At 36.4% G+C, this 23,796-nt stretch carries 21 protein-coding genes; 10 read left to right on the forward strand and 11 right to left on the reverse strand.

The genetic code is table 11. From position 1 onward, the window contains the following. Position 1: 1 nt before the first annotated feature. The 3 genes from HNP36_RS03910 to HNP36_RS03920 all read right to left on the reverse strand — a co-directional run bounded on the left by HNP36_RS03910 (position 2) and on the right by HNP36_RS03920 (position 2,624). Positions 2-967, reverse strand: coding sequence for a D-2-hydroxyacid dehydrogenase (locus tag HNP36_RS03910; RefSeq protein ID WP_184160220.1), 966 nt, complete (start codon positions 965-967; stop codon positions 2-4). 123 nt (positions 968-1,090) lie between these two features. Then, entirely contained in the window at positions 1,091-2,155 is a 1,065-nt protein-coding gene (gene serC / locus HNP36_RS03915; RefSeq protein ID WP_184160218.1) for a 3-phosphoserine/phosphohydroxythreonine transaminase, read from the reverse strand. 118 nt (positions 2,156-2,273) lie between these two features. Next, positions 2,274-2,624, reverse strand: a complete 351-nt coding sequence (locus HNP36_RS03920) for a 4Fe-4S binding protein (RefSeq protein ID WP_184160216.1) — start codon at positions 2,622-2,624, stop codon at positions 2,274-2,276. Between the two features lie 59 nt (positions 2,625-2,683). On the opposite strand from HNP36_RS03920, the gene HNP36_RS03925 reads away from it, so the two are divergent. Genes HNP36_RS03925 through HNP36_RS03935 form a run of 3 tightly spaced genes read left to right on the forward strand, consistent with a single transcriptional unit; the run spans position 2,684 to position 4,926 of the window. Beyond that, on the forward strand, positions 2,684-3,718 hold the full coding sequence (locus HNP36_RS03925; protein ID WP_184160214.1) for an acyl-CoA reductase: 1,035 nt from the start codon (positions 2,684-2,686) through the stop codon (positions 3,716-3,718). A gap of 45 nt (positions 3,719-3,763) precedes the next feature. Beyond that, positions 3,764-4,201, forward strand: a complete 438-nt coding sequence (locus HNP36_RS03930; protein WP_184160212.1) for a peptidylprolyl isomerase — start codon at positions 3,764-3,766, stop codon at positions 4,199-4,201. 35 nt (positions 4,202-4,236) lie between these two features. Beyond that, positions 4,237-4,926 (forward strand): Bax inhibitor-1 family protein, encoded by a 690-nt coding sequence (locus HNP36_RS03935; RefSeq protein ID WP_184160210.1) that lies wholly within the window; start codon positions 4,237-4,239, stop codon positions 4,924-4,926. A 273-nt stretch (positions 4,927-5,199) separates the two neighbouring features. Here HNP36_RS03935 and HNP36_RS03940 read toward each other — a convergent pair whose 3' ends face one another. From HNP36_RS03940 to HNP36_RS03955, 4 genes are all read right to left on the reverse strand, one after another. Then, positions 5,200-5,448 carry a DUF6952 family protein gene (locus HNP36_RS03940; protein WP_184160208.1) on the reverse strand — a complete coding sequence of 83 codons (249 nt, stop codon included), beginning with the start codon at positions 5,446-5,448 and terminating at the stop codon, positions 5,200-5,202. Next, entirely contained in the window at positions 5,448-5,756 is a 309-nt protein-coding gene (locus HNP36_RS03945) for a thioredoxin family protein (protein WP_034707328.1), read from the reverse strand. The genes HNP36_RS03940 and HNP36_RS03945 overlap by 1 nt, the downstream gene beginning before the upstream one ends. A 161-nt stretch (positions 5,757-5,917) precedes the next feature. After that, positions 5,918-6,550 carry a peroxiredoxin gene (locus tag HNP36_RS03950; RefSeq protein ID WP_184160206.1) on the reverse strand — a complete coding sequence of 211 codons (633 nt, stop codon included), beginning with the start codon at positions 6,548-6,550 and terminating at the stop codon, positions 5,918-5,920. A 175-nt stretch (positions 6,551-6,725) separates the two neighbouring features. Further along, positions 6,726-7,922, reverse strand: coding sequence for a pyridoxal phosphate-dependent aminotransferase (locus tag HNP36_RS03955; RefSeq protein WP_184160204.1), 1,197 nt, complete (start codon positions 7,920-7,922; stop codon positions 6,726-6,728). Positions 7,923-8,125: 203 nt separating this feature from the next. Here HNP36_RS03955 and rsmG point away from each other — a divergent pair, with 203 nt between their 5' ends. From rsmG to HNP36_RS03975, 4 genes are all read left to right on the forward strand, one after another. Next, positions 8,126-8,761, forward strand: a complete 636-nt coding sequence (gene rsmG, locus HNP36_RS03960) for a 16S rRNA (guanine(527)-N(7))-methyltransferase RsmG (protein WP_184160202.1) — start codon at positions 8,126-8,128, stop codon at positions 8,759-8,761. A 62-nt stretch (positions 8,762-8,823) separates the two neighbouring features. Then, positions 8,824-9,228: a hypothetical protein gene (locus HNP36_RS03965; protein ID WP_184160200.1), complete on the forward strand. Its 405-nt coding sequence runs from the start codon at positions 8,824-8,826 to the stop codon at positions 9,226-9,228. Between the two features lie 2 nt (positions 9,229-9,230). Further along, positions 9,231-9,767, forward strand: a complete 537-nt coding sequence (locus tag HNP36_RS03970) for a DUF922 domain-containing protein (RefSeq protein ID WP_184160198.1) — start codon at positions 9,231-9,233, stop codon at positions 9,765-9,767. Then, entirely contained in the window at positions 9,764-12,457 is a 2,694-nt protein-coding gene (locus tag HNP36_RS03975) for a PD-(D/E)XK nuclease family protein (RefSeq protein WP_184160196.1), read from the forward strand. The genes HNP36_RS03970 and HNP36_RS03975 overlap by 4 nt, the downstream gene beginning before the upstream one ends. 62 nt (positions 12,458-12,519) lie before the next feature. Here the strand turns inward: HNP36_RS03975 and HNP36_RS03980 are convergent, their stop codons facing one another. The 4 genes from HNP36_RS03980 to HNP36_RS03995 form a co-directional block, all read right to left on the reverse strand. Continuing rightward, a complete protein-coding gene (locus tag HNP36_RS03980) occupies positions 12,520-14,466 on the reverse strand; it encodes a T9SS type A sorting domain-containing protein (protein WP_184160194.1) in 1,947 nt (648 codons plus the stop codon). Between the two features lie 164 nt (positions 14,467-14,630). Beyond that, positions 14,631-15,809 (reverse strand): acyl-CoA dehydrogenase family protein, encoded by a 1,179-nt coding sequence (locus tag HNP36_RS03985; protein WP_184160192.1) that lies wholly within the window; start codon positions 15,807-15,809, stop codon positions 14,631-14,633. Positions 15,810-15,936: 127 nt separating this feature from the next. Further along, a complete protein-coding gene (locus HNP36_RS03990) occupies positions 15,937-16,725 on the reverse strand; it encodes an NUDIX hydrolase (RefSeq protein ID WP_184160189.1) in 789 nt (262 codons plus the stop codon). A gap of 23 nt (positions 16,726-16,748) precedes the next feature. Beyond that, complete coding sequence (locus HNP36_RS03995) at positions 16,749-17,936, reverse strand: MFS transporter (RefSeq protein ID WP_184160187.1); 1,188 nt, start codon at positions 17,934-17,936, stop codon at positions 16,749-16,751. 176 nt (positions 17,937-18,112) lie between these two features. Here HNP36_RS03995 and HNP36_RS04000 point away from each other — a divergent pair, with 176 nt between their 5' ends. From HNP36_RS04000 to HNP36_RS04010, 3 genes are read left to right on the forward strand one after another with little or no spacing between them, the layout of a single operon-like run. After that, the gene (locus tag HNP36_RS04000; protein ID WP_184160185.1) at positions 18,113-20,890 is read left to right on the forward strand and encodes a SusC/RagA family TonB-linked outer membrane protein; all 2,778 of its coding nucleotides are present in this window, start codon (positions 18,113-18,115) and stop codon (positions 20,888-20,890) included. A 9-nt stretch (positions 20,891-20,899) separates the two neighbouring features. Further along, a complete protein-coding gene (locus HNP36_RS04005; RefSeq protein ID WP_184160182.1) occupies positions 20,900-22,363 on the forward strand; it encodes a RagB/SusD family nutrient uptake outer membrane protein in 1,464 nt (487 codons plus the stop codon). A gap of 3 nt (positions 22,364-22,366) precedes the next feature. Next, on the forward strand, positions 22,367-23,794 hold the full coding sequence (locus HNP36_RS04010) for a glycoside hydrolase family 30 protein (RefSeq protein ID WP_184160180.1): 1,428 nt from the start codon (positions 22,367-22,369) through the stop codon (positions 23,792-23,794). Positions 23,795-23,796 lie beyond the last annotated feature (2 nt).

Raw genomic sequence — 23,796 nt, forward strand, 5'->3', positions numbered from 1 at the left:
TTTATCGTATAGTTTCTTTTTGTAGCTTAATAATTTGTTCTGCAAGTTCTGCGCCGATTTTCTCCTGTGCGTCTACAGTGTTTCCACCTATGTGCGGAGAAAGGGATAATGCAGGATTCATCAGTAGGGGAAGTTCCGGATTGGGTTCGTTTTCGAATACGTCCAGTGCGGCTCCCGCTACTTTTTCGGATTCGATGAAATCTATAAGGGCTACCTCATTGATGACACCGCCTCTTGCAGTATTCACTATGTAGACTCCGTCTTTCATTTTTTCAAACTGGGGCGTGTCTATAATATATTCGTTTGTTTTTGGCGTATTGATGCTGATAAAGTCTGTGTCTTTAAGAAAAGAGTCCATATCGTTGGTGGAAGTGATCTCAAAGTTCAGCCTCTGCCCGTCGAAAAAGTCTAAAGTAAGAACTTTTGTTTTAGGATTTCTTGTCAATACTTTGATTTTCATTCCTAATGCTATTCCCATTTTTATAACTTCCTGCCCGATACTTCCAAAGCCAATTACTCCAAGTGTTTTTCCTGAAAGTTCATACGCTTTGCTGAACGATTTTTTCATGGCATCAAAGTGGGTTTCGCCCTCCAGTGGCATGAGCCGGTTCGATTCATGAAGGAATCTTGCCAGCGCAAAAAAATGTCCGAAAACAAGCTCAGCTACTGATTTTGAGGATGCTGTAGGGGTATTGATTACTTTTATCCCTTTACTTTTAGCATAATCAACATCAATATTATCCATTCCGATACCGCCGCGTCCGATGATTTTCAGGCTTGGGCATGCATCAATCATGTTCTGTCTTACTTTCGTGGCGCTTCTTACCAAAAGAATATCCACGTTATTTTCATTGATGAAACTGATCACGTGATCCTGGGCCACTCTGTTCGGAAGGACTTCAAATCCTGCTTCTTTAAGGGCCAGTTCTCCTGTTTTTGAGATTCCGTCGTTTGCTAAAACTTTCATGTGTTATTCAGATTTAAAGATTGAAAAATTCAGATTTTTAAAAATTTTAAATCGGGTCGCAAATTAATAAATTTTAATTAACTGTTCTAAATTTTTCAATCTTTGCATTTTTTTGATATTTAATTACCTGATGGATCTCATTATATCTACCAGAACCTGCACACTTTCAATAGGTAAAGCGTTATATAAACTTGCTCTGTAACCGCCCAGACTTCTGTGTCCGTTCAGTCCGCTGATGCCTGCAGCTTTCCATGCATTGTCGAATTCTTCTTTCTTGCTTTCGTCTGTAAGTTTAAAAGATACATTCATTAAAGAACGGTCTTCTTTTACGCAGAATGTTTCAAAAAGAGGATTACTGTCGATCTCATCATATAAAAGTTTTGCTTTGGCTTCATTTCTTGCTTCTGCCGCTGCAATTCCACCGTTGTTCTCTAAATGTTGTAAAGTAAGCAGGGAAGCGTATACAGGAAAAACCGGCGGGGTATTGTACATGGATTCCTTAGAAATATGCTGGGAATAGTCAAGCATAGAAAGCATATTTTCTCTTCCTGTTTTGCCAAGTATTTCTTTTTTGATTACCACTAAGGTAACTCCTGCAGGTCCCATATTTTTCTGTGCTCCGGCATAGATCAGGTCAAACTTGGAAAAATCCAGCTGTCTTGAGAAAATATCGGAACTCATATCGCAAACCATCAATGTATCTACTTCCGGAAAAGATTTCATCTGGGTTCCGTAGATGGTGTTATTTGATGTGCAGTGGAAATAATCATATTCTGATCCTACTGTATAGTTTTTGGGAATAAAAGAGTAGTTTTCTTCTTTTGAAGATCCTACCACGTCTACCGTTCCCAGTTTTTTTGCTTCTTTCACAGCTCCTGCGGCCCATGTTCCCGTATCCAGATAAGCTGCTTTACCGCCTACTTTCAAAAGGTTGTAAGGAACCATCGCGAACTGCAGGCTTGCACCACCTCCCAAATAAATTACTTCATACTCATCGCCAAGATTCATCAGCCTTTTCACAATAGCACGGGCTTCGTCCATTACGGCAACAAAGTCTTTGCTTCTGTGGGAAATTTCAAGGAGGGATAACCCTATTCCGTTAAAATCTAAAATAGCCTGTGCTGATTTTTCAAATACCTCCTGAGGTAAGATGCATGGTCCTGCACTGAAGTTGTGTTTTTTGCTCATATTTTTACTTTTTGGTTGTGCAAGAATTTTTAAAGCCTTGCCAATATTGATATTTTACCAGATTATTTAAAGTTTACAGTTAAAAAAACCGCCTCATTATGCTGAGACGGAGCTTTTATTATTCACCGTGTAAGAATGCTTTTTTATTAAGCAGTGTTTCTTCAGATTCTACGTGGTCTTCATCAGGAACGCAGCAGTCTACCGGGCAAACGGCTGCACACTGAGGTTCTTCATGGAATCCTTTACATTCGGTACATTTATCTGTTACAATGAAGTATACATCATCGCTCACAGGTTCCTGTGGCGAATCTGCATCTACAGTAAGTCCTGACGGCATGGTCACAGTACCTGCAAGAGCAGTACCTTCGGAAGCTTTCCAGTCTACGGCCCCTTCATATATTGCATTATTTGGGCATTCCGGTTCACAGGCTCCGCAATTAATGCATTCATCAGTTATTTTAATAGCCATCGCTAATTTTTTTTAAATTTGCACAAAATTACAAAATATTCCCCAATTTAAAAGTAATTATGAATATCGAAAATCAAGTTTTAGGACTTATTAAGTTAAGTGAGTATATAAAAGAGTTTTTGGCAAAAGATCAGGAAAGTTATAATGATGATGATAATGAGTTTGAATTATTGCTGAAAAGATCTGAAATAGAAAACCCTTGGTTTACCCTTGAAAATCAGAAATTTTCCTTGAAAGAGTGGACGAATCTGCTTACTCAGGAAAATATAAACAACTGGATCAGAAACTATTCCGTATCCAAAACTTCAAAAAGAGTAGGATTGATTCTTGCGGGTAATATTCCGCTGGTTGGGCTTCATGATGTGATATCGGTTGTTTTAAGCGGCCATATTCCGTTAATGAAATTATCTTCAAAGGATAAGCAGATGGTTCCTTTTCTGTTGAAAAAATGGAATGAGTTTTCCAACGGAGCCATTCAGTTTGAAATTATTGAAAAACTGGAGAATTTTGATGCTGTGATTGCAACCGGAAGCAACAATACGGCCAGGTACCTTGAATATTATTTTAAAGACCATTTAAGCATCATCCGTAAGAACAGGACTTCTGTTGCAGTATTGAAAGGGGACGAAACTCCTGACGAACTTCAACTGCTGGCGGAAGATATTTTCAGGTATTTCGGGCTTGGCTGCAGGAATGTAACGAGAATTTTTATTCCGGAAGATTTTGTTATCGACAGGCTGTTTGAGAGCTTCTTAGGTTTCCAGGATATCATCAATCATAATAAATATGCGAACAATTATGATTACAACAGAGCGGTTTATCTCCTGAACCAGGATAAGTTCTGGGATAATAATTTTGTAATGCTTAAAGAGGATGATAAGCTTTTCAGTCCGCTTTCTGTAATTAATTTCAGCAGATATTCATCATTGGATGGCGTTAAGAATTTTATTGCTGAAAATGAAGAAAATATTCAGTGTATTGTGGCTAAAGATGAGCTTGGGCTGGATTCTATTCGTTTCGGGGAAGCACAGCATCCTGCTTTGGATACATATGCCGATAATGTAGATACGATGAAATTTTTAGAAGTGGTCTGATTTTCGTATCTTACCTTACTTATTTCACCAAATACCAGAAAGATTATGAAAAAAATATTTTTAGGACTCACAATACTTGTCGCACAGCTGATGTTTGCTCAGAAAGTAACGGGAGTAAAGGTCGAGAAAGTTCAGAAAGACGTTCCGGCCCAATTAAGCAAAGAAAAGGTCAATATATACAATGATAATTTTCTCAAGTTCGTTGACGCGCTTAAATCTTCCGACCGTGCAGGTGTTGATGCGCTTTTGTCTGATAAAGTAAAAGCGATTGTTACTGATGATGTTCTTCAAAAAGTAAAGGAAGGCTTTGATATTAATAAAAAGCTGGAAATTTTAAGCACGGGATATCATAAACTGATGGACGGTTCCAGTCTTCCAAGCATCCATTACAAATATGCCGGAGAATCGAAAGAAGTAATTATGGCTGTATTTGAAGAAAATGGAAAGATTCTTGGTGTGATGCCTGCGAAAAAGACAAAATAACTTTAAATTCAAAACAAAATTAAAAAATACTAACTATGATGACAGATGTTCTGGTTGCTCATTCCTCAGATCTGGAAAAAGCATCTTTTTACAGAAAGACTTATTTACATGTAGCCTTATCAATCCTGGCGTTCATCGGGGTTGAAACTGTTTTATTGAAAACAGTTCCGGTAGAAGTTATTGCGATGATGTTCGGGCAGAAGTACACATGGCTGTTGATTATCGGAGTTTTCTGGCTGGCTTCTATGCTGGCTTCCAAATGGTCGCTTTCACAGAGCAGGACTACACAGTATTTCGGATTAGGGTTTTATATTCTTCTGGAAGCTGTGATTTTTATGCCTATGATTTATATTGCAGCAGGTATGGAAGGAGGTGCCAATATTATTTTTCAGGCTGCGATGCTTACTATTGCTATGTTTGCCGGACTTTCTGCTGTAGCATTTACTTCCAAAAGAGATTTCTCATTTTTAAGAAACATCATTATTATCGGAGGCTTTCTTTCGATAGGACTGATTGTAGCCGGAGCGATTTTCGGTTTCAATCTGGGACTTTGGTTCTCCGTGGGAATGGTGCTTTTGGCTTCTGCAAGTATCCTTTACGAAACAAGCAAGCTTAAAGATGTTTATACAACAGGGCAGTATGTAGGTGCTTCATTACAGCTTTTTGCATCTATTATGCTTTTATTCTGGTATATTCTGAGAATTTTGATGAGCAGAAGAAGTTAGGTGAATAAGGAATGAAAAGTGAAGAATTATAAATTCTGATTCAGTCTTTTATAAATAATAATCCCGATGAAACTCACCGGGATTTTTTTGGATTCTTTAATTCAGATATAACAACGGCAACAGCATCAGCAATGGCATATCACGGAAGCTTTGAAGCATATGTTTTAAGTTGAAATTAAAGAATTGAGAAAATATTGTATCGAGGAAATCCTCAGTAGTATTGTGTTTTGTAATCTTTTAATTATTAAATCTTTAAATGATTCAATAAAAAAACTACTTGTCAATAGATCCTAAGACCTTCTGTGCAAAAGAATTCAAAGCGTCTTTTTCGCTCATTCCGTTCTGAACGTTTGCGTGTACTTCCAAAGCACCGCAGATATTGGTGATTAATTCCCCGGCTACATTAAGATCTTCTTCAGTAGTTCCTCTGAATTCACAAAAGCTTTCAAGAACTTCCAACGTCTTTTCAAGATTCTCAGGAGTCTGATTCTGATAAAACTGTCTGATTACAGGTAATTTCATTATTGTATTTCTTTAAAAAGATTAATTAAGCTCTCAGCCTGGTTGCTCTGTACCTGGTTAACCAATTCACCGTTTTTAAAAACTGCGAAAGTAGGAAGGTTATCAACAGTTGCTAATTTTCTGCTTTCAGGAAGTTTTTCGGCATCCACATATAAAAATGGAATTTCTTCGTTTTCAGAGGCTAATTTTTTGAATTTAGGCTTCATGATCCTGCAGTTTCCACACCATGTTGCACCATACTGAACAACTACTTTTTCATTGTCGTTTACGATATTCTGTAATGTATCTTCTGTTAATTCTGTGTACATAATGATAATTTGAAAATTTATTAATTTGAAAATGTGTTAATTGGCAAAGACAGAAATTGTTTCCTTGCAATTTGTGTGAAAAATAAAGAGAAATGAGATAATTTTATATAAATCCTGAGATTAATTTTCAAATTATCTCATTTTCAAATTAACACATTATTTTAGTTCTTAGCTAAATATTCTGCTGTAGAATTTCTGTCTGCTTTCATTGCATCTTTTCCTTCTTCCCAGTTTGCAGGACAAACTTCACCGTGCTTCTGAACGTGAGTGTAAGCATCGATCAGTCTTAAATATTCTTTTACGTTTCTTCCTAAAGGCATATCGTTTACAGACTCGTGGAAAATTTTTCCGGTTTCGTCGATAAGGTAAGTTGCTCTGTAAGTTACGTTAGAACCAGTGAACGTTTCTTCACCATCTTCATTGTATTCGAAATCCTGATCTACAATTCCTAGAATGTTGGCCAATTGTCTGTGAGTATCAGCTAAAAGCGGATAAGTTACCCCTTCGATACCTCCGTTATCTTTTGCAGTGTTCAACCATGCGAAGTGTACCTCGTTGGTATCACAAGAAGCACCGATTACTTTAGTGTTTCTTTTTTCGAATTCACCTAAAGCATCCTGGAAAGCGTGAAGCTCCGTAGGGCATACAAAAGTGAAATCTTTCGGATACCAGAATAAAATTACTTTTTGCTGGTTGGAAGTAGCTTCTTCAAGGATGTTGATTCTAAGATCGTCACCCATTTCAGACATGGCATCAATGGTTACATTTGGGAATTTTTTTCCTACTAAAGACATAATTTTCTGTTTTTATATTAAATTTTCTTGTGCAAAGATATAAATGTTTTATCTATTGAACAAATCAATATTGATAAATAAAATCTATAATTGTTTTCAATGAATATGAAGGAAAAAAGCCCTGAAATCAGAGCTTTTTGTTTACTTTATACTAATTTTTATTCAGTCTAATTTATTATGAATTGAACGGAGCCAATACATCTTTGATTCTTTTCATAGCTTCCCTCAGGTCTTCCTCAGATGCTGCATAGGAGAACCTTATACATTCAGGACTTCCGAAAGAAACGCCGCCTACAGAACCTACATGCGCATTTTCCAATAAGAACATGGCAAAATCATCAGAATCCTTGATTTCCATGCCGTTAAGGTTTTTTCCGATATAATAGGAAATATCCGGGAAGAAATAGAAAGCAGCTTTTGGAAGCAATACTTTAAATCCTGGAATTTCCTTCATCAGGTCATACACAATATCCCTTCTTTTCTGGAACGCATCAATCATGTATTTATATTCAGAAGGATCTGTTTTTAAAGCGGTAATAGAGGCCCTCTGTGCCATTGTATTCGCTCCGCTGGTCATTTGTCCCTGGATCTTTTCACAGGCCTTTGCCAGCCATTCCGGGCATGCAGAGTAACCTATTCTCCATCCTGTCATGGCAAATGCCTTAGACATTCCGTTGATTACTGCAGTCTGCTCGTATACTTCAGGGAACTGGGCGATAGATGTCGTTTTTGTTTCGTAGTTAATGTACTCATAGATCTCATCCGAAATTATGGTCACATGAGGATATTTTGCAAGTACTTTTGCCATAGATTTTAGCTCATCATATGTATAATATCCGCCGGAAGGGTTACACGGAGAACTGAAAAGGATAGCTTTGGTTTTATCCGTAATAGCTTCCTCAAGCTGTTCAGCGGTTATTTTAAAATCTGTAACATAAGATGTCGGAAGCATTACCGAAGTTCCTCCCATCATTTTTACCATTTCGTCATAGCTTACCCAGTAAGGAGCAGGAAGCAATACTTCATCACCGTCATTGATAACGGAAGCAAGTACATTCAGGATAGCCTGCTTAGCTCCGTTGGAAACACAGATCTGTGTTGGTTTATATTCAAGATTATTGTCTCTTTTTAATTTGTAAGCTATTGCTTCACGAAGTTCAGGAAATCCGGGAACAGGAGAGTAGTGGCTGTAATTCTGGTTGATTGCATCAAAAGCGGCTTGTTTGATATTATCCGGAACATCAAAATCCGGTTCGCCAAGAGTAAGACTGATCACGTCAATGCCGGCGGCTTTCATTTCTCTTGCTTTGTTCGACATTACGAAAGTCTGTGAGTAACCTAATCTTTTTACTCTATCTGAAAGTTTATCCATATGATGTTTTTGAATTTAAACAAATATATAATAAAAACGTTTTGCCGGGAAATAAAAGTAGAGCCGGATAACAGATTTTTGTCAGGTTTTCATTTTTTTTACCATTACCTATTTGTTCTTTTGAAAATCTCTTTTCTATATCCGGAACTTAAAATTTGAATAAAGCCAATAAAAACTTATTTTTGCAGATTATAATAATTCATATGGCAATATCGTTACTATTAAAATACTTTCCTGATCTTACAGAGAAGCAGATTGAGCAGTTTTCCCAACTGGAGGAGCTGTATAATGAGTGGAATGAAAAAATCAATGTAATCTCAAGAAAAGATATGGAATCGCTGTATGAAAAGCATGTTTTGCATTCTCTGGGAATTGCTAAAACTATGGAATTTGCACCTGGTACGAAAGTGCTGGATATTGGAACCGGAGGCGGTTTTCCGGGTATTCCGCTGGCGATCCTGTTTCCGGAGACAGAGTTTACCTTAGTTGATTCTATCGGAAAGAAAATAACCGTAGTAAAAGCAGTTGCAGAAGGAATCGGGCTGACGAATTTAACGGCCATTCACGGAAGAGCTGAAAAAGTAAAAGAAAAGTTCCATTTTGTAGTGAGCCGAGCTGTAACCCAGATGCCGGAATTCCTGAAATGGCTGAAAGGAAAATTTGAAAAAGAACAGTTTAATCCCAAACATAATGGAGTTTTATATTTAAAAGGCGGTGATCTTGCTGAAGAGCTGGCCGGAATTAAATGTGAAATCTTCAACCTTAAAAACTATTTTGATGAAGAATTTTTTGATACTAAAAAAGTGATTTACGTATCAAAAGGCAATTTTAACTCTTGATTTTTTTAAATCGAGTGATAATTTTTGCTGAATATTCATTGATAATCAGTAAATTTAAGGTTATGAAAAAACTTTTAAATATTGGATTTTCTGCATTGCTTTCAGGGCTGGTTTTTATCTCCTGTGAAGATGATAATTACGAGACTGTACAATCCATAGGAAAAATCAAGATCGATAGTGTGAAGATCACGAAGGATACTATGGATGTATTTTCAGTACAGAGCATTAAGACGTATTCTACATATTCGTCCCAATGTGAAGGGTTTTACGGATATGATTATATCCATGACAGTAGCCTGGAAAGATCTGTTACTTCCTATAAATATACTACGGATGGTCCGTGTACTCAGGAAACTCACATAGGAATCAACCAGATCAAATTCAGCCCGCGCGAGACAGGAACCTATACATTCAGATTCTGGAACGGCGGCAACAACTGGATCACCAAAACAATTGTAGTTGAATAATAATGAAATTGATTTCTCTTGGCTTATTTCTCTTCGCGAATGCCTTTTTCGGGCAGAAAATTATCTGGCAGGAAGACCGTAAGCTGGCGTGGGATAATTTTAAAAGTGCAGTGAGCAGAAAGAATAATGCTGATGTGATAGCCTATACACATTGCGGCTGGGAATATTCCGTAGTAAAATCTACCAATCCCGGATCTCCCGTTAAAATTGAAATCAATGCTATTTTTAACGAAGACAAATCCTGGAAAGATGTAAAAAGAATAAACGATTATATTTTACTGCACGAACAGAAGCATTTTGATATTGCAGAACTGTTTGTGAGGAAATTCAGAAAGGAAATAGAAGAAAAGATCAAAAATTCAGGGGATTACAATAAAAAATTTACAGCAGTTTACAGTAAAATATCAAACGATTACAAAAATTTTCAGATTTCCTATGACAAAATTACGGAACATGGGATGAATAAAGAAAAGCAGGCAGAATACAATACCCTTATTGCTGAAGAACTGAACAACTTAAAAAGCTACAAAGCCTCTTGAAATTTCTCAATAAAATTATCCACGAACTGCTGGCCCAGAATACAGACCTTTCGGAGTTCAATATAGTTCTGCCCGGAAAACGTCCCATCGTATTTATAAGGCAGATTCTGGAAGAAAATAACTATTCGGGCTTTCTTCCCAATTTTTTTACCATAGAAGAACTGATCGACAGGATTGCAGATAAGCAGCCGGTTCAGGGAATCTCTCTTTGGCTTTTTGCCTTTGATGTTTACCGGAGCCTTGGTCTTATCCCGAAAGATGATTTTGCAGACTTTTTAAAGTGGTTTCCGACCTTGCAAAAGGACTGGGATGATATCCTGAAGTTTTCTGAAAGTGATGAAGCCGTTCTGCAGTATATGTTTGACGAAGAGAGAATTAAAGAATGGGCCCAGGATCTTGGTGAGGATGATGATGTTCCACGTAAGAAATTCCTTAATTTCTGGCAGAATATGAATGTTTTTCTCCCGATTTTAAAGGAGAAACTGAAGGAGAAGAATTGGGCGACTTCCGGAATGATCCATGAAACTGCTAAGTCAAAAATCTCTGATTTTGCCGAAAAAACCTCAGAACACTTTGTATTTTGTGGTTTTAATGCCTTTACGCCGGTGGAAGAAAAGCTGGTAAGAAATCTACTAAGGTGGAACAAGGCACAGTGCTTTTTCCAGGCAGATCATTATTATTTTGATGATGAAAGACAGGAAGCCGGAAAATTCCTCAGGAATCATAAAATGTGGAAAGAATTTGATGATAAAAGGACTTTTCAATGGATAGAAGACGATTTTAACCAGTCTAAAAATATCAAGGTTTATGAAGTTTCAGGGAATGTAACGCAGACCAAGGTGCTGCCGGAAATATTTAAGGAAATTGAAAATAAGACCTATTCCAATACCGCGGTTGTGTTGTTGGATGAAAATCTTCTTCCTGCAAGCTTAGATGTGATGTATGGAGTTGAAAATCTGAATATTACTATGGGTTTTCCATTGAAGAACCTTTCTTTTTCCAATGCTGTAAAACAGCTTTTCTATCTTCAGAAACAGCTGGAAAAAAATAAATCTTCCTATTACTACAGAGATATTTTTCCTATCCTGGAAGAGCTGCCGAAATCCGCTGAAGATGAGTTGATTATCAGTAATTTCAGAACAAAAATAGAGGAGAGGAATATCGTTTATATATCAAAAAAACTTTTAGAAGAGCTTTTGGGTGGGCTTTCTTACTACGGACTTCTCAAAAAAGCAGAGCATACGGGTATGTATCTGGATATGCTTATTGAGTTCTGTAAAAGAATCAAATGGCTGGAAATAGATGATATTCAGTATGAAAACGTTTCCCACTTTGAAAATGCATTCAGAATCATTAAAAACCAGGTCAGTCCGTACGATTTTGAGATCAAAATGGAAACGCTGGAAATTCTGATCAACCAGCACGTTAATTCAGAAAGTATAGATTTCCAGGGAGAACCACTCCGCGGACTTCAGATCATGGGACTTCTGGAAACCCGTCTCCTGAATTTTGAAAATGTAATCATGCTTTCCGTAAACGAAGGAAAACTTCCTTTGGGAAATTCGCAGAACACTTATATTCCTTTTGATATCAGAAGATATTTTGATCTTCATACGTTCCTTGAAAATGACAGTATTTACGCTTATCACTTTTACCGGCTGATCCAGGATTCCAGAAATGTGCATCTTTTGTACAATGCTCTCAGTTCCGGGGTGAATACCGGAGAAAAGAGCAGGTTTATCACACAGATAGAAATGGAGAGTTCCCATAAGATAGAACATCTCATCATTGAAAACTCTTCCGAGCCTATTGCCTCACTGCCGATAGAAATTCCGAAGACTCAGATCGTGCTGGAAAGACTTCATAAATGGAAAGAAAAAGTATCCGCTTCACACCTTACCAGCTACCTTTATAATCCGATAGATTTCTATCTTTCAAAGATCCTTAACACCTCCGAAACGGATGAAATAGAAGAAGAACTGTCGGTTAAAAATTACGGAAACTTAGTACATTATTCACTTCAAGAAGTATATGAATTACTTAAAGGTAAAGTTTTAAAAGAAAAGGATTTACAAAATTCAATTAAAGAAATAGATCAATATATTGATGTTGCCATTGAAAAGCTGAAACACCAGCCTGAATTCTATGAAAAAGGAATGAATTTTATTCACAGGGCAATTGCTAAAAAAGTAATTGAAAATGTTCTCAGACATGATCTTGAACTGGTGAAAAAGGGTAACACTTTAGAGATTTTAGACATTGAAAAAAGGTTCGAAAATGTAGATTTTTATCTTGACGGAAGTGATAAAATTTCGTTTTTCGGATTCATTGACAGGATAGACCGCCTGAACGGAACCTTAAGAATTATTGACTATAAAACGGCAAAAATCAAAAATCTCATCGTAAAAATAGATGAAGCTAATGTTGCAGAATATTTCCATAACAGTGAAAGAAAACAGGCTCTGCAGCTTTGTATTTATCATTATGTGGTACAAAATCTCCCTGAATTCTGGGGACTTCCTATTGAGACAGGAATCTGGAGTTTTGCAGAGGCTAAAAAAGGAGTGGTTTCCCTGCAGTTTGACAAGGGGAATATTGATGATGCCATGCAGTCTGTAAAAAACCTTATTCTGGAAATACTGAATCCGGATCTTAGTTTTATCGAGAATATCAAGTCTTATTCCAATTAAAAATGCACCCCATTGCTGAAGTGCATTCAATTTAAAATGAAGAATATATTGAGAATATTGTCTTATAATTTTACTTTTTTACTGACTGTTTTTCCATCAGCAGTACTCATTTGTACTACATAAACTCCTGATTCTAAATTGTTTGATTTAAATTCCGGCTTATTGATTTCCTGTTGCAGGATCAGTGCCCCGGAAATACTGTAAATGCTGATATTTTTGATGCCATTATTGGCTCTTGCATTAATCTGGCGATCCTGTGTGAAAATTTCAGCTTTATTAGCTAATAAACCATCTGCCGTTGCTTTTTTGAACTGAAGGTTATAGAACTGAGTAACAACTTCAAATGTATTATTTTGATTATCAATATCTGTCAGATTGATTCCGCCGTTCTCGCTGTACTGTTCCTGGGATACGGTTTTTAAGAGATTTTTATTCTCGTCAAAAATATTCACACTCAGCAATTCTTCCTGAGGAATCCTAAGTTTTAAAATTCCGTTACTTTCAGACTGTACAATCTCATTCTCAGGAACTTCTACTGGGGTGTTCTTAATGTACGGGATTAGTTTTTCATTATTGTTTTCCTGTACTTTCAAAAGATAAACTCCATCTTTTAAGGTAGATAAATTGTTATTAACTAGTGATTTACGCTCTGATTTTTCCTGGTTGAAATCTGTAACCTGAACCAGTTCCATGTTCTTTAAATCAGGTTTGAGCTGGGAGGAAAACAGGTTATCCGTTTTTGGTTGATTATTTTCAGCCTGTTTCGAGGTCAAAAATGCCCACTGATTAAAAAATCCACCGCTTCTGAGGCTGTTAAATTTTGCATTGGCAGCAAGCACGTAAGGAACTGGACCTCCTACATGTCCTAAAGGGCCCCATGACAGGCTGTTGATATTATATTTATTAAGATCATACCATGGGTAATGGGCTCTTTGTGCATTTACCGTATTGTAAGTGTTGTTAGGCGGTACTATTAGATCTATCGTAGAAGTCCCCATAGTGGTGGGGGTTTTATTATACCAGTCGGAAACATTATTGGCTTTCAGACATTTTCTTGTATTGGCATTTTGATTGTTGGTGAGATTTGTAACGAAAGAAGGGGTGAACATATTCCTCCAGATAAATGGTCCCCACAGAATTCCTCCGTTATCCTGTGCCACATGATTGTCATATGCTGCCAGATAATCTGAGGAAATAACTTCCGAAACATTGTTTGTGTAGATATTATAGCCTGCAGACTGACAGGAGTTTAATATGTAGCCTAAAAATGCTGTTGCAGGATAAACAGTAGTTTGAAGAAAGCCTTCATTAAGGGTAACACCGGAAAGATCGTAAGGCCCGTCTCCCATGAAAGCATATTTTATTTTAAGATTGTTGGGATTATTGGTGCTGAGATATTTCAATGTAGACATAGCAGCGTGACCTCCCTGGGAATATCCTGTTAAGAAATATTCATCATATCTTTTTACATTCAATTGAGCCAAGACGGTGTTGGCAGCTTTTACGAAATCTACTGTTGCGCCTCCTTCTGTTAAAGAATTTACATAGGGATGAACTCCATCTCCGGTACCCATTCCTACATAATCCGGTGCCATTACTACATATCCGTTTAAGGCGTAAGAAAGTTCCATTACAAATCCAAACCAAAAAATACCTTTAAGGTTAGACGGAACATTCTGGCGGGAATCCGTTGTCGGGTGATCGGAAATAACGGTAGATAATTTGAAATCTACATTGGGATACATAATAAGCCCGGTGGCTTTTACCAAAGCATTCTTTTCATTTTTGGTGTAGTAAGTAATTTTATAGCCTTTTAGTCCCACATTAAAGCCGTTGAGATAGCTTACAAAGTCCGGAGCGTTTTGCTCACCGAGATTATTGGCAATGAAATCAGCGACCCCCTGAGGGGTAAGGTCTAATTTTTTCTCAAAATTAACAAGATCTCCTGCCTGTTGGGCAAAAAAGAATGGAGCAGCTAAACCTAATAAAAGAGTGGATAATTTTCTCATATCAATATTTTTTTAATGTGATTAAGTTAATTTTTTTTAATAAAATGTTAATAATATTAATACATCAATAATTATTCACTGAATATAAGTTCCCGGAAAAGTGAGTAAAATAAAGGAGTCCGGCCATTCGGCCGGACTCCTTTCAGTATATTTTGAGCTTTTATTTAAAAAGCGTTGATTCCTGTAATATCCAAACCGGTAATCAGTAAGTGTACATCATGTGTACCTTCATATGTAATTACAGATTCCAGATTAGCTGCGTGTCTCATCATCGGGAATTCACCCATGATTCCCATACCGCCAAGGATTTGTCTCGATTCTCTTGCGATGTCAATAGCCATTTTTACGTTGTTACGTTTAGCCATTGAGATCTGTGCAGGGCTTGCTTTATGGGCGTTTTTAAGATTTCCTAACTGAAGACATAATAACTGTGCTTTGGTGATTTCTGTTAAGAATTCAGCTAATTTCTTCTGCTGAAGCTGGTAAGAACCGATTGGTTTTCCAAACTGTTTTCTTTCTTTAGCATACTGAACGGCTGTACAGTAGCAGTCAATTGCTGCACCGATTACGCCCCAGGAAATACCATATCTCGCTGAATTTAAACAGGATAAAGGCCCTTTTAATCCGGTTACTCCCGGAAGTAGATTTTCTTTAGGAACCTTTACGTCATTGAACACCAGTTCTCCGGTTTTGGATGCTCTTAAGCTCCATTTATTATGAGTTTCAGGGGTTGTAAACCCTTCCATTTCTCTTTCAACGATTAATCCCTGTACTTTTCCTTCTTCATTCTTTGCCCAAACTACTGCGATATCGCATAGCGGAGAATTTGTGATCCACATTTTAGCCCCGTTCAGAAGATAATGATCACCCATGTCTTTAAAATAGGTTTCCATAGAGCTTGGATCAGAACCGTGATTAGGCTCAGTCAATCCAAAAGAACCTATCATTTCTCCTGCAGCAAGCTTAGGAAGATATTTTTTCTTCTGTTCCTCAGAACCGAATTCATTGATAGGAAACATCACCAGCGAGCTCTGTACCGAAGCAGCAGAACGTACCGCAGAATCTCCTCTTTCCAGTTCCTGCATAATAAGACCATAAGAAATCTGATCTAACCCTGAACCGCCATATTCAACCGGAATGTATGGACCTAAAGCTCCGATTTTTCCCAGTTCTCTCATTAGATTTGGAATATCGGTATGATTTTGTGCGGCCTGGTCTATCTGCGGCATTACAAAACTTTCCACCCAATCTCTTACCGATTGACGGATCAGTTTGTGTTCTTCAGTAAGTAAAGCATCAATTCCGTAGTAGTCTGGAATGCTTGTAAGAGGATAATATGACATGATTTTTTGATTTGCCTAAAAGTAATACTTTTCGCTGGTTTGAAAAATTTTTTTACAAATCTTTATTGTTTTTGATTTTCAGTAAGATAAATAAAAAAGAGAAGGATTTCAGTAAAAATACAGTCTTCTAAGTCTCCTCATCGTTGGAGATAGGATACTGATAAGTAGCATTATGTACTTTGCTTTTAAATTTATACAGATATGGAGCCTTATTCGCAGATCCGTCATACAGCTTTTCCAGCCTGTCCAGAACATTTAAGCTTAATATCTTGCGCTGAAAATTATTTCTCCTGAATTTCTGCCCTAAAATGGTCTCATAAAGTGATTGCAAATCTTTCATGGTAAATTTTTCAGGAAGAAGATTACTGGCTGCCACTTCGGTATTGATATTCATGCGAAGATATTCAAGGCCGGTTTCTATAACCCTGTCGTGGTCAAATGCCATCTTAGGAAGATTATTAACTTCAAACCATTCGCAACTCTCGTTAAATGCATCCGGAAAAGTGTTGGCAATGGAGAAGTCGATAAGGCTGCAATACCCTACGGTAATAAATCTCTGGAAGATCCAATGGTCCTTGGGAACTTCAATTCCTTTATTGTTAAGCAGGATCTGATGTACATTATTCTCAGTACGGTCTATTCTCCCGAAAGTGTGAAACTGCTTTAAGAAAAGATCCTGAAGATGTGTTCTTTCATAAAGTACTCTGGCAGCAGCTTCACGCAGATCTTCATCGTTGAAGACGAAACCTCCGGGAAGTGACCACAGATCCAGATCGTGGTATTTTAAAAGCAGAACCTTCAAAATGTTATTGTGAAAACCAAATATAGTGCAGTCAACAGATACGTGTGCTACAAAATCTTTTGTATCAATAAGTTCCTGAAGGGTTTCTTTGTTTTTGGTGTCTTTGATTTTCATGGGAGTAAAAATAAAATTATTTTCTATAATTTCTTTCCTGCAAACTTAAAATATATCAAACTAATTGTAAAAAGCACAGACACAGCAAGTAATATATAGAGCGGATAATAATTCAATAACTGCTTGCCAAACAGAACAGACATGATAATTGAACTGACTGAGCTGCCGAGGGATGAAAAAATTACGATCAGAGATGTAAACAGGTTTATTTTTTCTTTATCAATCTGTGCAATCATCTTTGAATTGATAATAGGGTAGAGCGGTGACAGAAAAAGCCCGATTACCGGGAATAAAAATAACAGGATGGCGGAATTCACAGAATCAAAATACTGGATTCCCAAAATAATAAACAAAACACCTATAATTAAAGAAATGCACAGAATATAGTATTTTGATAATGAAAACCTCTGAATAATATTAGCCGTTAATGTTCTTCCTGCATAAGAAAAAAGAGCGAGAAAAGAAGAGGCCTGCAAAGCAAAAAATGAATTGACGTTCAGGTGATTTTTGTAAAAAGAAGGTAACCATGAGTTAAATCCCTGCTCCACAAATACAATAAAGAAGACTACAGTAAGAAAAATAACAGTTGCAGGTTTCGCAAATACTGAAAGCTCAGAAATAAGACTTTTAGTCTCTGTTTTTTTTGCTTCAGAAATAGTCAGCTTTGAAAACATAAATATAGCAACTGCACAAAGCAATGATATAGACATAAACCCAAATTTCCAGTATTCAGAATAACGACTGGAGATCAGCCATCCGAAACCGGTATTGACCACAAAAATACCTATCATGAATGATGCTTCCACACTATTCATCATTTTGGCAAGAGATTTTTCGTCCGAAATATTATTCCGGATAATCCCGAAAACACAGATCTTTCCCACAGCAAAACATGTCCCGATAATAGCAAACCATACCTTATAAAACCAGAAATCCTCTACAAAAGGAAGAAGACATGAACAGATTCCCACAATAACCAATGCTGATATCAATGCCTTTTTAGTTCCTGTTCTTCCAATAAAATTTACAGCAAAAAGTGAAATAAATGCAATAGGAAGGTCCTTGAATGATTCTAAAAAGCCTAACTTTTCATAAGTGATTTTTGCCTCTGAAAGTTGAAGGATCACAATACCCATGCAGTTTAAGACCATTGAGAAAATAAGGAAGGTCAGTTTTAAAGGAATTGAGATATTGGAAAGCTTGGCTGTCATTTTGGGGATTTATTTGTAGATTTTTTATGATAATTTTACGAATTATTAAGAAGATATAGGGCTTTAAACCCCCAAAAATAAACGAAAAATTAAAATAATTATGAATAGAATGTTAATTATTTAAAAAAAAATATATTTTTATTGTCTCAATTTGAGAATTAAAAAACTAACTGTATATGAATCTAAGAATATCAAGAAGCCTGGGAGTGGTAGCTGTGCTGTATTTTACAGCCAATTTCAGCGCACAGACCAAGGTAAAAGACACCGTTCCGAAAGAGAATAAGATCGATGAGATCGTTATGATAGGATATGGTGGTGTAAAAAAACAAAACTTAACAAGTGCGGTTTCTACTGTAAAGTCTGAAAGCTTTGAGGACAGACCCATTTACAATGTCGGTCAGGCTTTGCAAGGGAATGCAGCCGGAGTAAATGTTATTCAGTCTTCAGGGAAACCAGGAGCCGCAATTGATGTAAAAATCAGGGGAAATAACTCTATTTCTTCATCAGTAAGTCCATTATATGTAGTTGATGGGATCCAAACTTTCGATATCAGTGGAATAAACCCGGATGATATCACAGATATGACAATTCTGAAAGACGCAACTTCTGCAGCAATTTATGGTATTAATGGTTCTTCCGGAGTTGTCATTATTACCACAAAAAGAGGAAAGGCAAACAGATCTCAATTAGCTTTCAATGCTTACTGGGGAATATCTAAAACAGTTAATAATATTGATGTTTTAAATCTGGATCAGTACAAAACATTGATGAATGAAATTAATCCTTCTTATTTAACGACTATTAACAATCCAAGATATGAAGGCATTAATACAAATTGGAGAGATGAAGTTTTCAGGACAGGTTTTGATCAAAACTATAATATTAATTACTCTTTTGGAAATGAAAATGTAAGAGCTTATACCGCTTTAGGTTATCAGGGAATTGACGGCATTATAGATCCTGCAAGATTTGACAGGATTTCTGCAAAAATGAATTTGGATGCTAAAATAACAAATTGGTTGAAGCTGACAGGTAATTTTAACTATATTAATACTTCTCTTAAAAATACTAATGATAATTTAGGAACTTCTAGAGGAGGGGTTATTTTGAGTGCATTAAATACACCTTCATTCCTGCCTATTTACGGTAGCCAGCTTAAAGTGAGAGATACTGATGCAAATGGGAGCTACTTGGATGGTTACAAAGATGGGCAGTTTGCACTGAATCCTTTTCAATCTTCATGGGAAAATCCTGTTGCTTATCAATCCAGACAAAACGAAACACAGACGCAACGTTTCATGAGTAATTTAGGGTTAGAAGTTAATTTACTTAAAAATCTTGTTTGGAAGCCAATGGTTTCATTTGATTTAATTGATGTTACTAATGATCAGTTTACAGATGGTTATCAGACAAGTTACGGAAGACAGCAAAAAGGTATTGGAGGTAAATATTTATCAACTTACCAGGATCTGAATGTTGAAAATACATTAACATATACTATAAAGTCAGGAGCTCATGATTTAGCTTTATTAGGAGGAAATCAGATTCATGAGAAGAGAAATTCATGGAATAATTTTGAAGGAAATAATTTTCCTGAAGGAACAACTTTCTTTGATTATAATACTGTAATTGATAACAAACGTGAAACTCTTGTAAAAGAACATTTAAGAGAATTATCATTCTTTGGAAGAGCTCTTTATACCTATGATAATAAATATACCATCATGGGAGTTTTTAGGTATAACGGTAGTTCTGCTTTAGCACCAGGAAATAAATGGGGATTCTTCCCGGGAGTTTCGGCAGCTTGGACAGTTTCTAACGAAGATTTCCTGGCTGGCAATAAGATTCTATCAGAATTAAAACTTAGAGGAGGATGGGGACAAAGTGGGAATGCATCGGGAATTCCACCATATTCTCATTACAACTTAGAAAGAGTTTCAAGAGTTGGTCCGGATGGAATTTGGAATACTTATCAATGGGATAGCAGTGATTTAGGATGGGAGACAACAACAGATACCAATGTAGGTTTAGATTTTGGCTTTTTAAATAATAAAATCAAATTAACTGCAGATGCTTACAAGAGAAAAACTAAAAATCTAATTGTTCCCATAAGAATGGGTAGTTTAGGTAATATACTTAAAAATGTTGGAGATATGGAAAATCAAGGTTTAGAGCTTGGTTTAAATACTCAAAATTTTAAAGGCGAAAACTTTAGCTGGAACACCAACTTTAATATTTCTTTCACAAAAAATAAGGTGACAAGTCTTAAATATCAACCCAATATAGACAAAGCTAATATTGAGACAGTTGGAGCAACATTAGTAAGATTTACTCCAGGTCAGCCAATCAGTTCTTTCTATGGTTATCAGGTAAGTCATGTAGATTCACAAACGGGAGACCTTGTTTATAAAGATCTTAACGGGAATGGCATTTTCGATCCAAACGACAGAACAATCATAGGAAATCCAAATCCTGATTTTAGTTTCGGATTTACCAATAACTTTTCTTATAAAAACTGGTATTTAGATGTTTTGGTTACAGGATCATATGGCGGAGAAATTTACAACGCTTCAAGATTTGATCTGGAAATGATGAATGATTTTAAAAACCAATCAACCGCAGTTTTAAACCGATGGACAACTCCAGGGCAAATTACCAATACCCCAAGAGCAAATTCTGCTACAGCACAGTATGTTTCAGACAGATTTGTAGAAGATGGATCATTTATCAGAATAAAAAGTGCCACTTTGGGATACAACTTTTTAACTCCATTTAAAGGAGTAAGTAAGATTAATCTTTATGTAACAGGACAAAATCTTTTAACCTGGACTAATTATACAGGATTTGATCCTGAAGTAAATGCATTCAACACTACAAATGGTGTCTCAGGCGTGGATTATGGTACCTATCCTCAGGTAAGAACATTTATTTTTGGTTTAAAAGCTAATTTTTAATTTATTATTATGAAATTCAATAAAACAATATATTATTTTCTGTTGGGAACAAGTTTAATTTTGGGAACAACATCTTGTAGTGATTATCTGGATACTGAACCTCTTACTGACAGAGCCGTGCCACTTACTGATACTCCTTATACAACTGCAGCAGAAGCAGAAGGTTTAATGTCTGCAATTTATGTTGACTTAGGCAATGAGTACTGGCAGTTAGATTATTTCTTTAATGGTGATGCACAAACCGAAATTGCTCATGCAGGAAGTGATAATATACAAAACTTTCAAATGGACGAATACAGAATTATCGCTACAAATTCAAATGTGAATAGGGACTGGAATTATTTATTCGGATTTATAAACAATTGCAATAAGGTCTTAAATTATGTAGACAATATTTCAGATCCGGCTCTTTCCACTGCAAGAAAGTCAGAAATGAAAGCTGAAGCAGCTATCATGAGAGCAATGTATAACTTTCATGGGGTTCAGCTTTGGGGAGATTTTCCATTAGTTACAAAAGCAGTAATTGGTGTAAATGATGAGAATTTTGATGAAGTTTATGATCAGGTATATCCAACTAGAAAACCTATTAATGAAGTTTATAATTTAATTATTTCAGATTTAGAAGGAGCTATTGCAAACGCTCCTGCAAGTTCAAATAAATATAGAGCTACAAAAGGTTTAGCTATGGCTCTATTGGCAAAAGTCTATGCCACAAAACCAAATCCGGATTACGCAAAAGTTATAAACTATACTACCCAGCTTATGGGACAAGGATATTCTTTACTTCCAAATTATGACCAATTATTTGATGGTAATCATGAAGCCAATTCAGAATCTATTTTTGAATCTAATGGAAATGCAGGAACAGTTTGGGCATGGGGATCATCAATGTTTTATGGAACAGATTGGAAGAAATTTAATACTCCTTCTTATGATTTGGTAAATACATTCAATACCGAAAATGATAATGTGAGAAAAAACTCAAGTATCTGGTTTTCTCCAACCGCGGTAAGCTGGTCTGATAATTTTTGGCCAAGTAATAATTTTCCTTTTATGTATAAAATGAGAATTACAACAGGGCATCAGAATTTTTATGTAATGAGATATGCCGATTTATTATTGATCAGAGCTGAAGCCTTAGTTCGCCAGGGTAATTTCATAGACGCAGCTACCTTAGTAAACCAAGTAAGAACAAGAGCCAGTTCCAGCTTAACACCTATTACAATAACGAATACAGATGACGGGATCAATAAAATTCTTAAAGAAAGAAAATTAGAATTAGCGTTTGAAGGTCACCGTTGGTTTGATTTGAAGAGAACCGGAAAATCGATTGAAATTCTTTCTCAACAGAGAGATGCAGTTGGTAATTTATTACCTTATGTAAGTAATTTAAATCAAAACAGGCTGTTATGGCCAATTCCACAAGCGCAATTAGACAATAATCCTAATTTAACCCAAAACCCAGGTTATTAAAATATGAAGTTTCAAAACTTATATAGTTTCTTTTTTAAAGGTACCGCGCTGCTTGGCGGCGTGGTACTTTTTCCTTTATCGTGTACTTCTGTTGCGATGAATAAAGGAAACGACGTTCAGTATTGGCTTACCAAAGGCAATGAAAGTGTAAAATTACAACAGCAAAGCTCCGTCAGATTTGTAAATAATTCTAATAACTGGCAGAATATTGAAATTGATGATACCCAGAAATTTCAATATGTTGACGGTTTCGGATATACACTGACAGGAGGAAGCGTTGAAGTTATTAACAGACTTTCCCCTTCAAAAAGAAAAGCCCTGCTGAATGAACTTTTTGGAAAAGATAAAAATTCAATTTCCATCAGCTATCTGCGCCTTAGTATTGGTGCTTCCGATCTTGACGGGGAAGTTTTTTCCTATGATGATCTTCCGGAGGGCCAGACAGATCCCACACTTTCAAAATTCAGCCTTACAAAAGATAAAGATCTTATTGCGATGCTGAAAGAGATTTTAGCCATCAATCCCAATATCAAAATCATTGCGGCTCCGTGGTCATCACCGGTCTGGATGAAGGATAACGGAAAATCAAAAGGAGGAAGCTTAAAGCCTGAATTTTATAAAGTGTATGCAAACTACTTTGTAAAATATATTCAGGGAATGAAAAAAGAAGGCATTACCATTGATGCAATCACGCCTCAAAACGAGCCTCTTCATCCCGGAAACAATCCAAGTTTGTATATGCCGTCCGAACAGCAGAGAGACTTCATCAAAGGTTCTTTAGGTCCTGTTTTTAAGGCAAATAATATCAAAACAAAAATTGTGGTTTACGACCACAACTGTAACAAACCGGAATATGCCCTTGATATTCTGAAAGATCCTGAAGCCTACAAATATATTGACGGTTCTGCCTTCCACTTATACGAAGGAGATATTTCAGCGTTAAGTACAGTGCATAATGCATTTCCTGATAAAAATTTATACTTTACCGAACAGTGGACCGGATCAAAAGGAACTTTTAACGAAGATCTGAACTGGCATGTTAAAAACGTTGTCATAGGTTCTATGAGAAACTGGAGCAGTATTGCTTTGGAATGGAATGTAGCCAATGATCCGCAGTATAAGCCGCACACAGATGGCGGATGCACAGAATGCAAAGGAGCAATAACAGTTTCCGACAGCGAAAACTTCACCAGAAACGTTTCCTATTATATCATCGCACACGCTTCTAAATTTGTACCTGCTGGTTCACAGCGTATAGCTTCTACACAAACAGAAACACTTTCTACCGCAGCATTTAAAACCCCTGCCGGAAAAACAGTACTTATCATTCAGAACGGAAACAGTACTGATGAAAGCTTTAATATCAAATATAACGGAAAGACAGCTCCGGTAACCCTTTCAGGAAATTCGGCAGCTACTTATGTTTTTTAATT

The sequence above is a fragment of the Chryseobacterium shigense genome, from assembly GCF_014207845.1.
Lineage (GTDB): Bacteria > Bacteroidota > Bacteroidia > Flavobacteriales > Weeksellaceae > Chryseobacterium > Chryseobacterium shigense_A.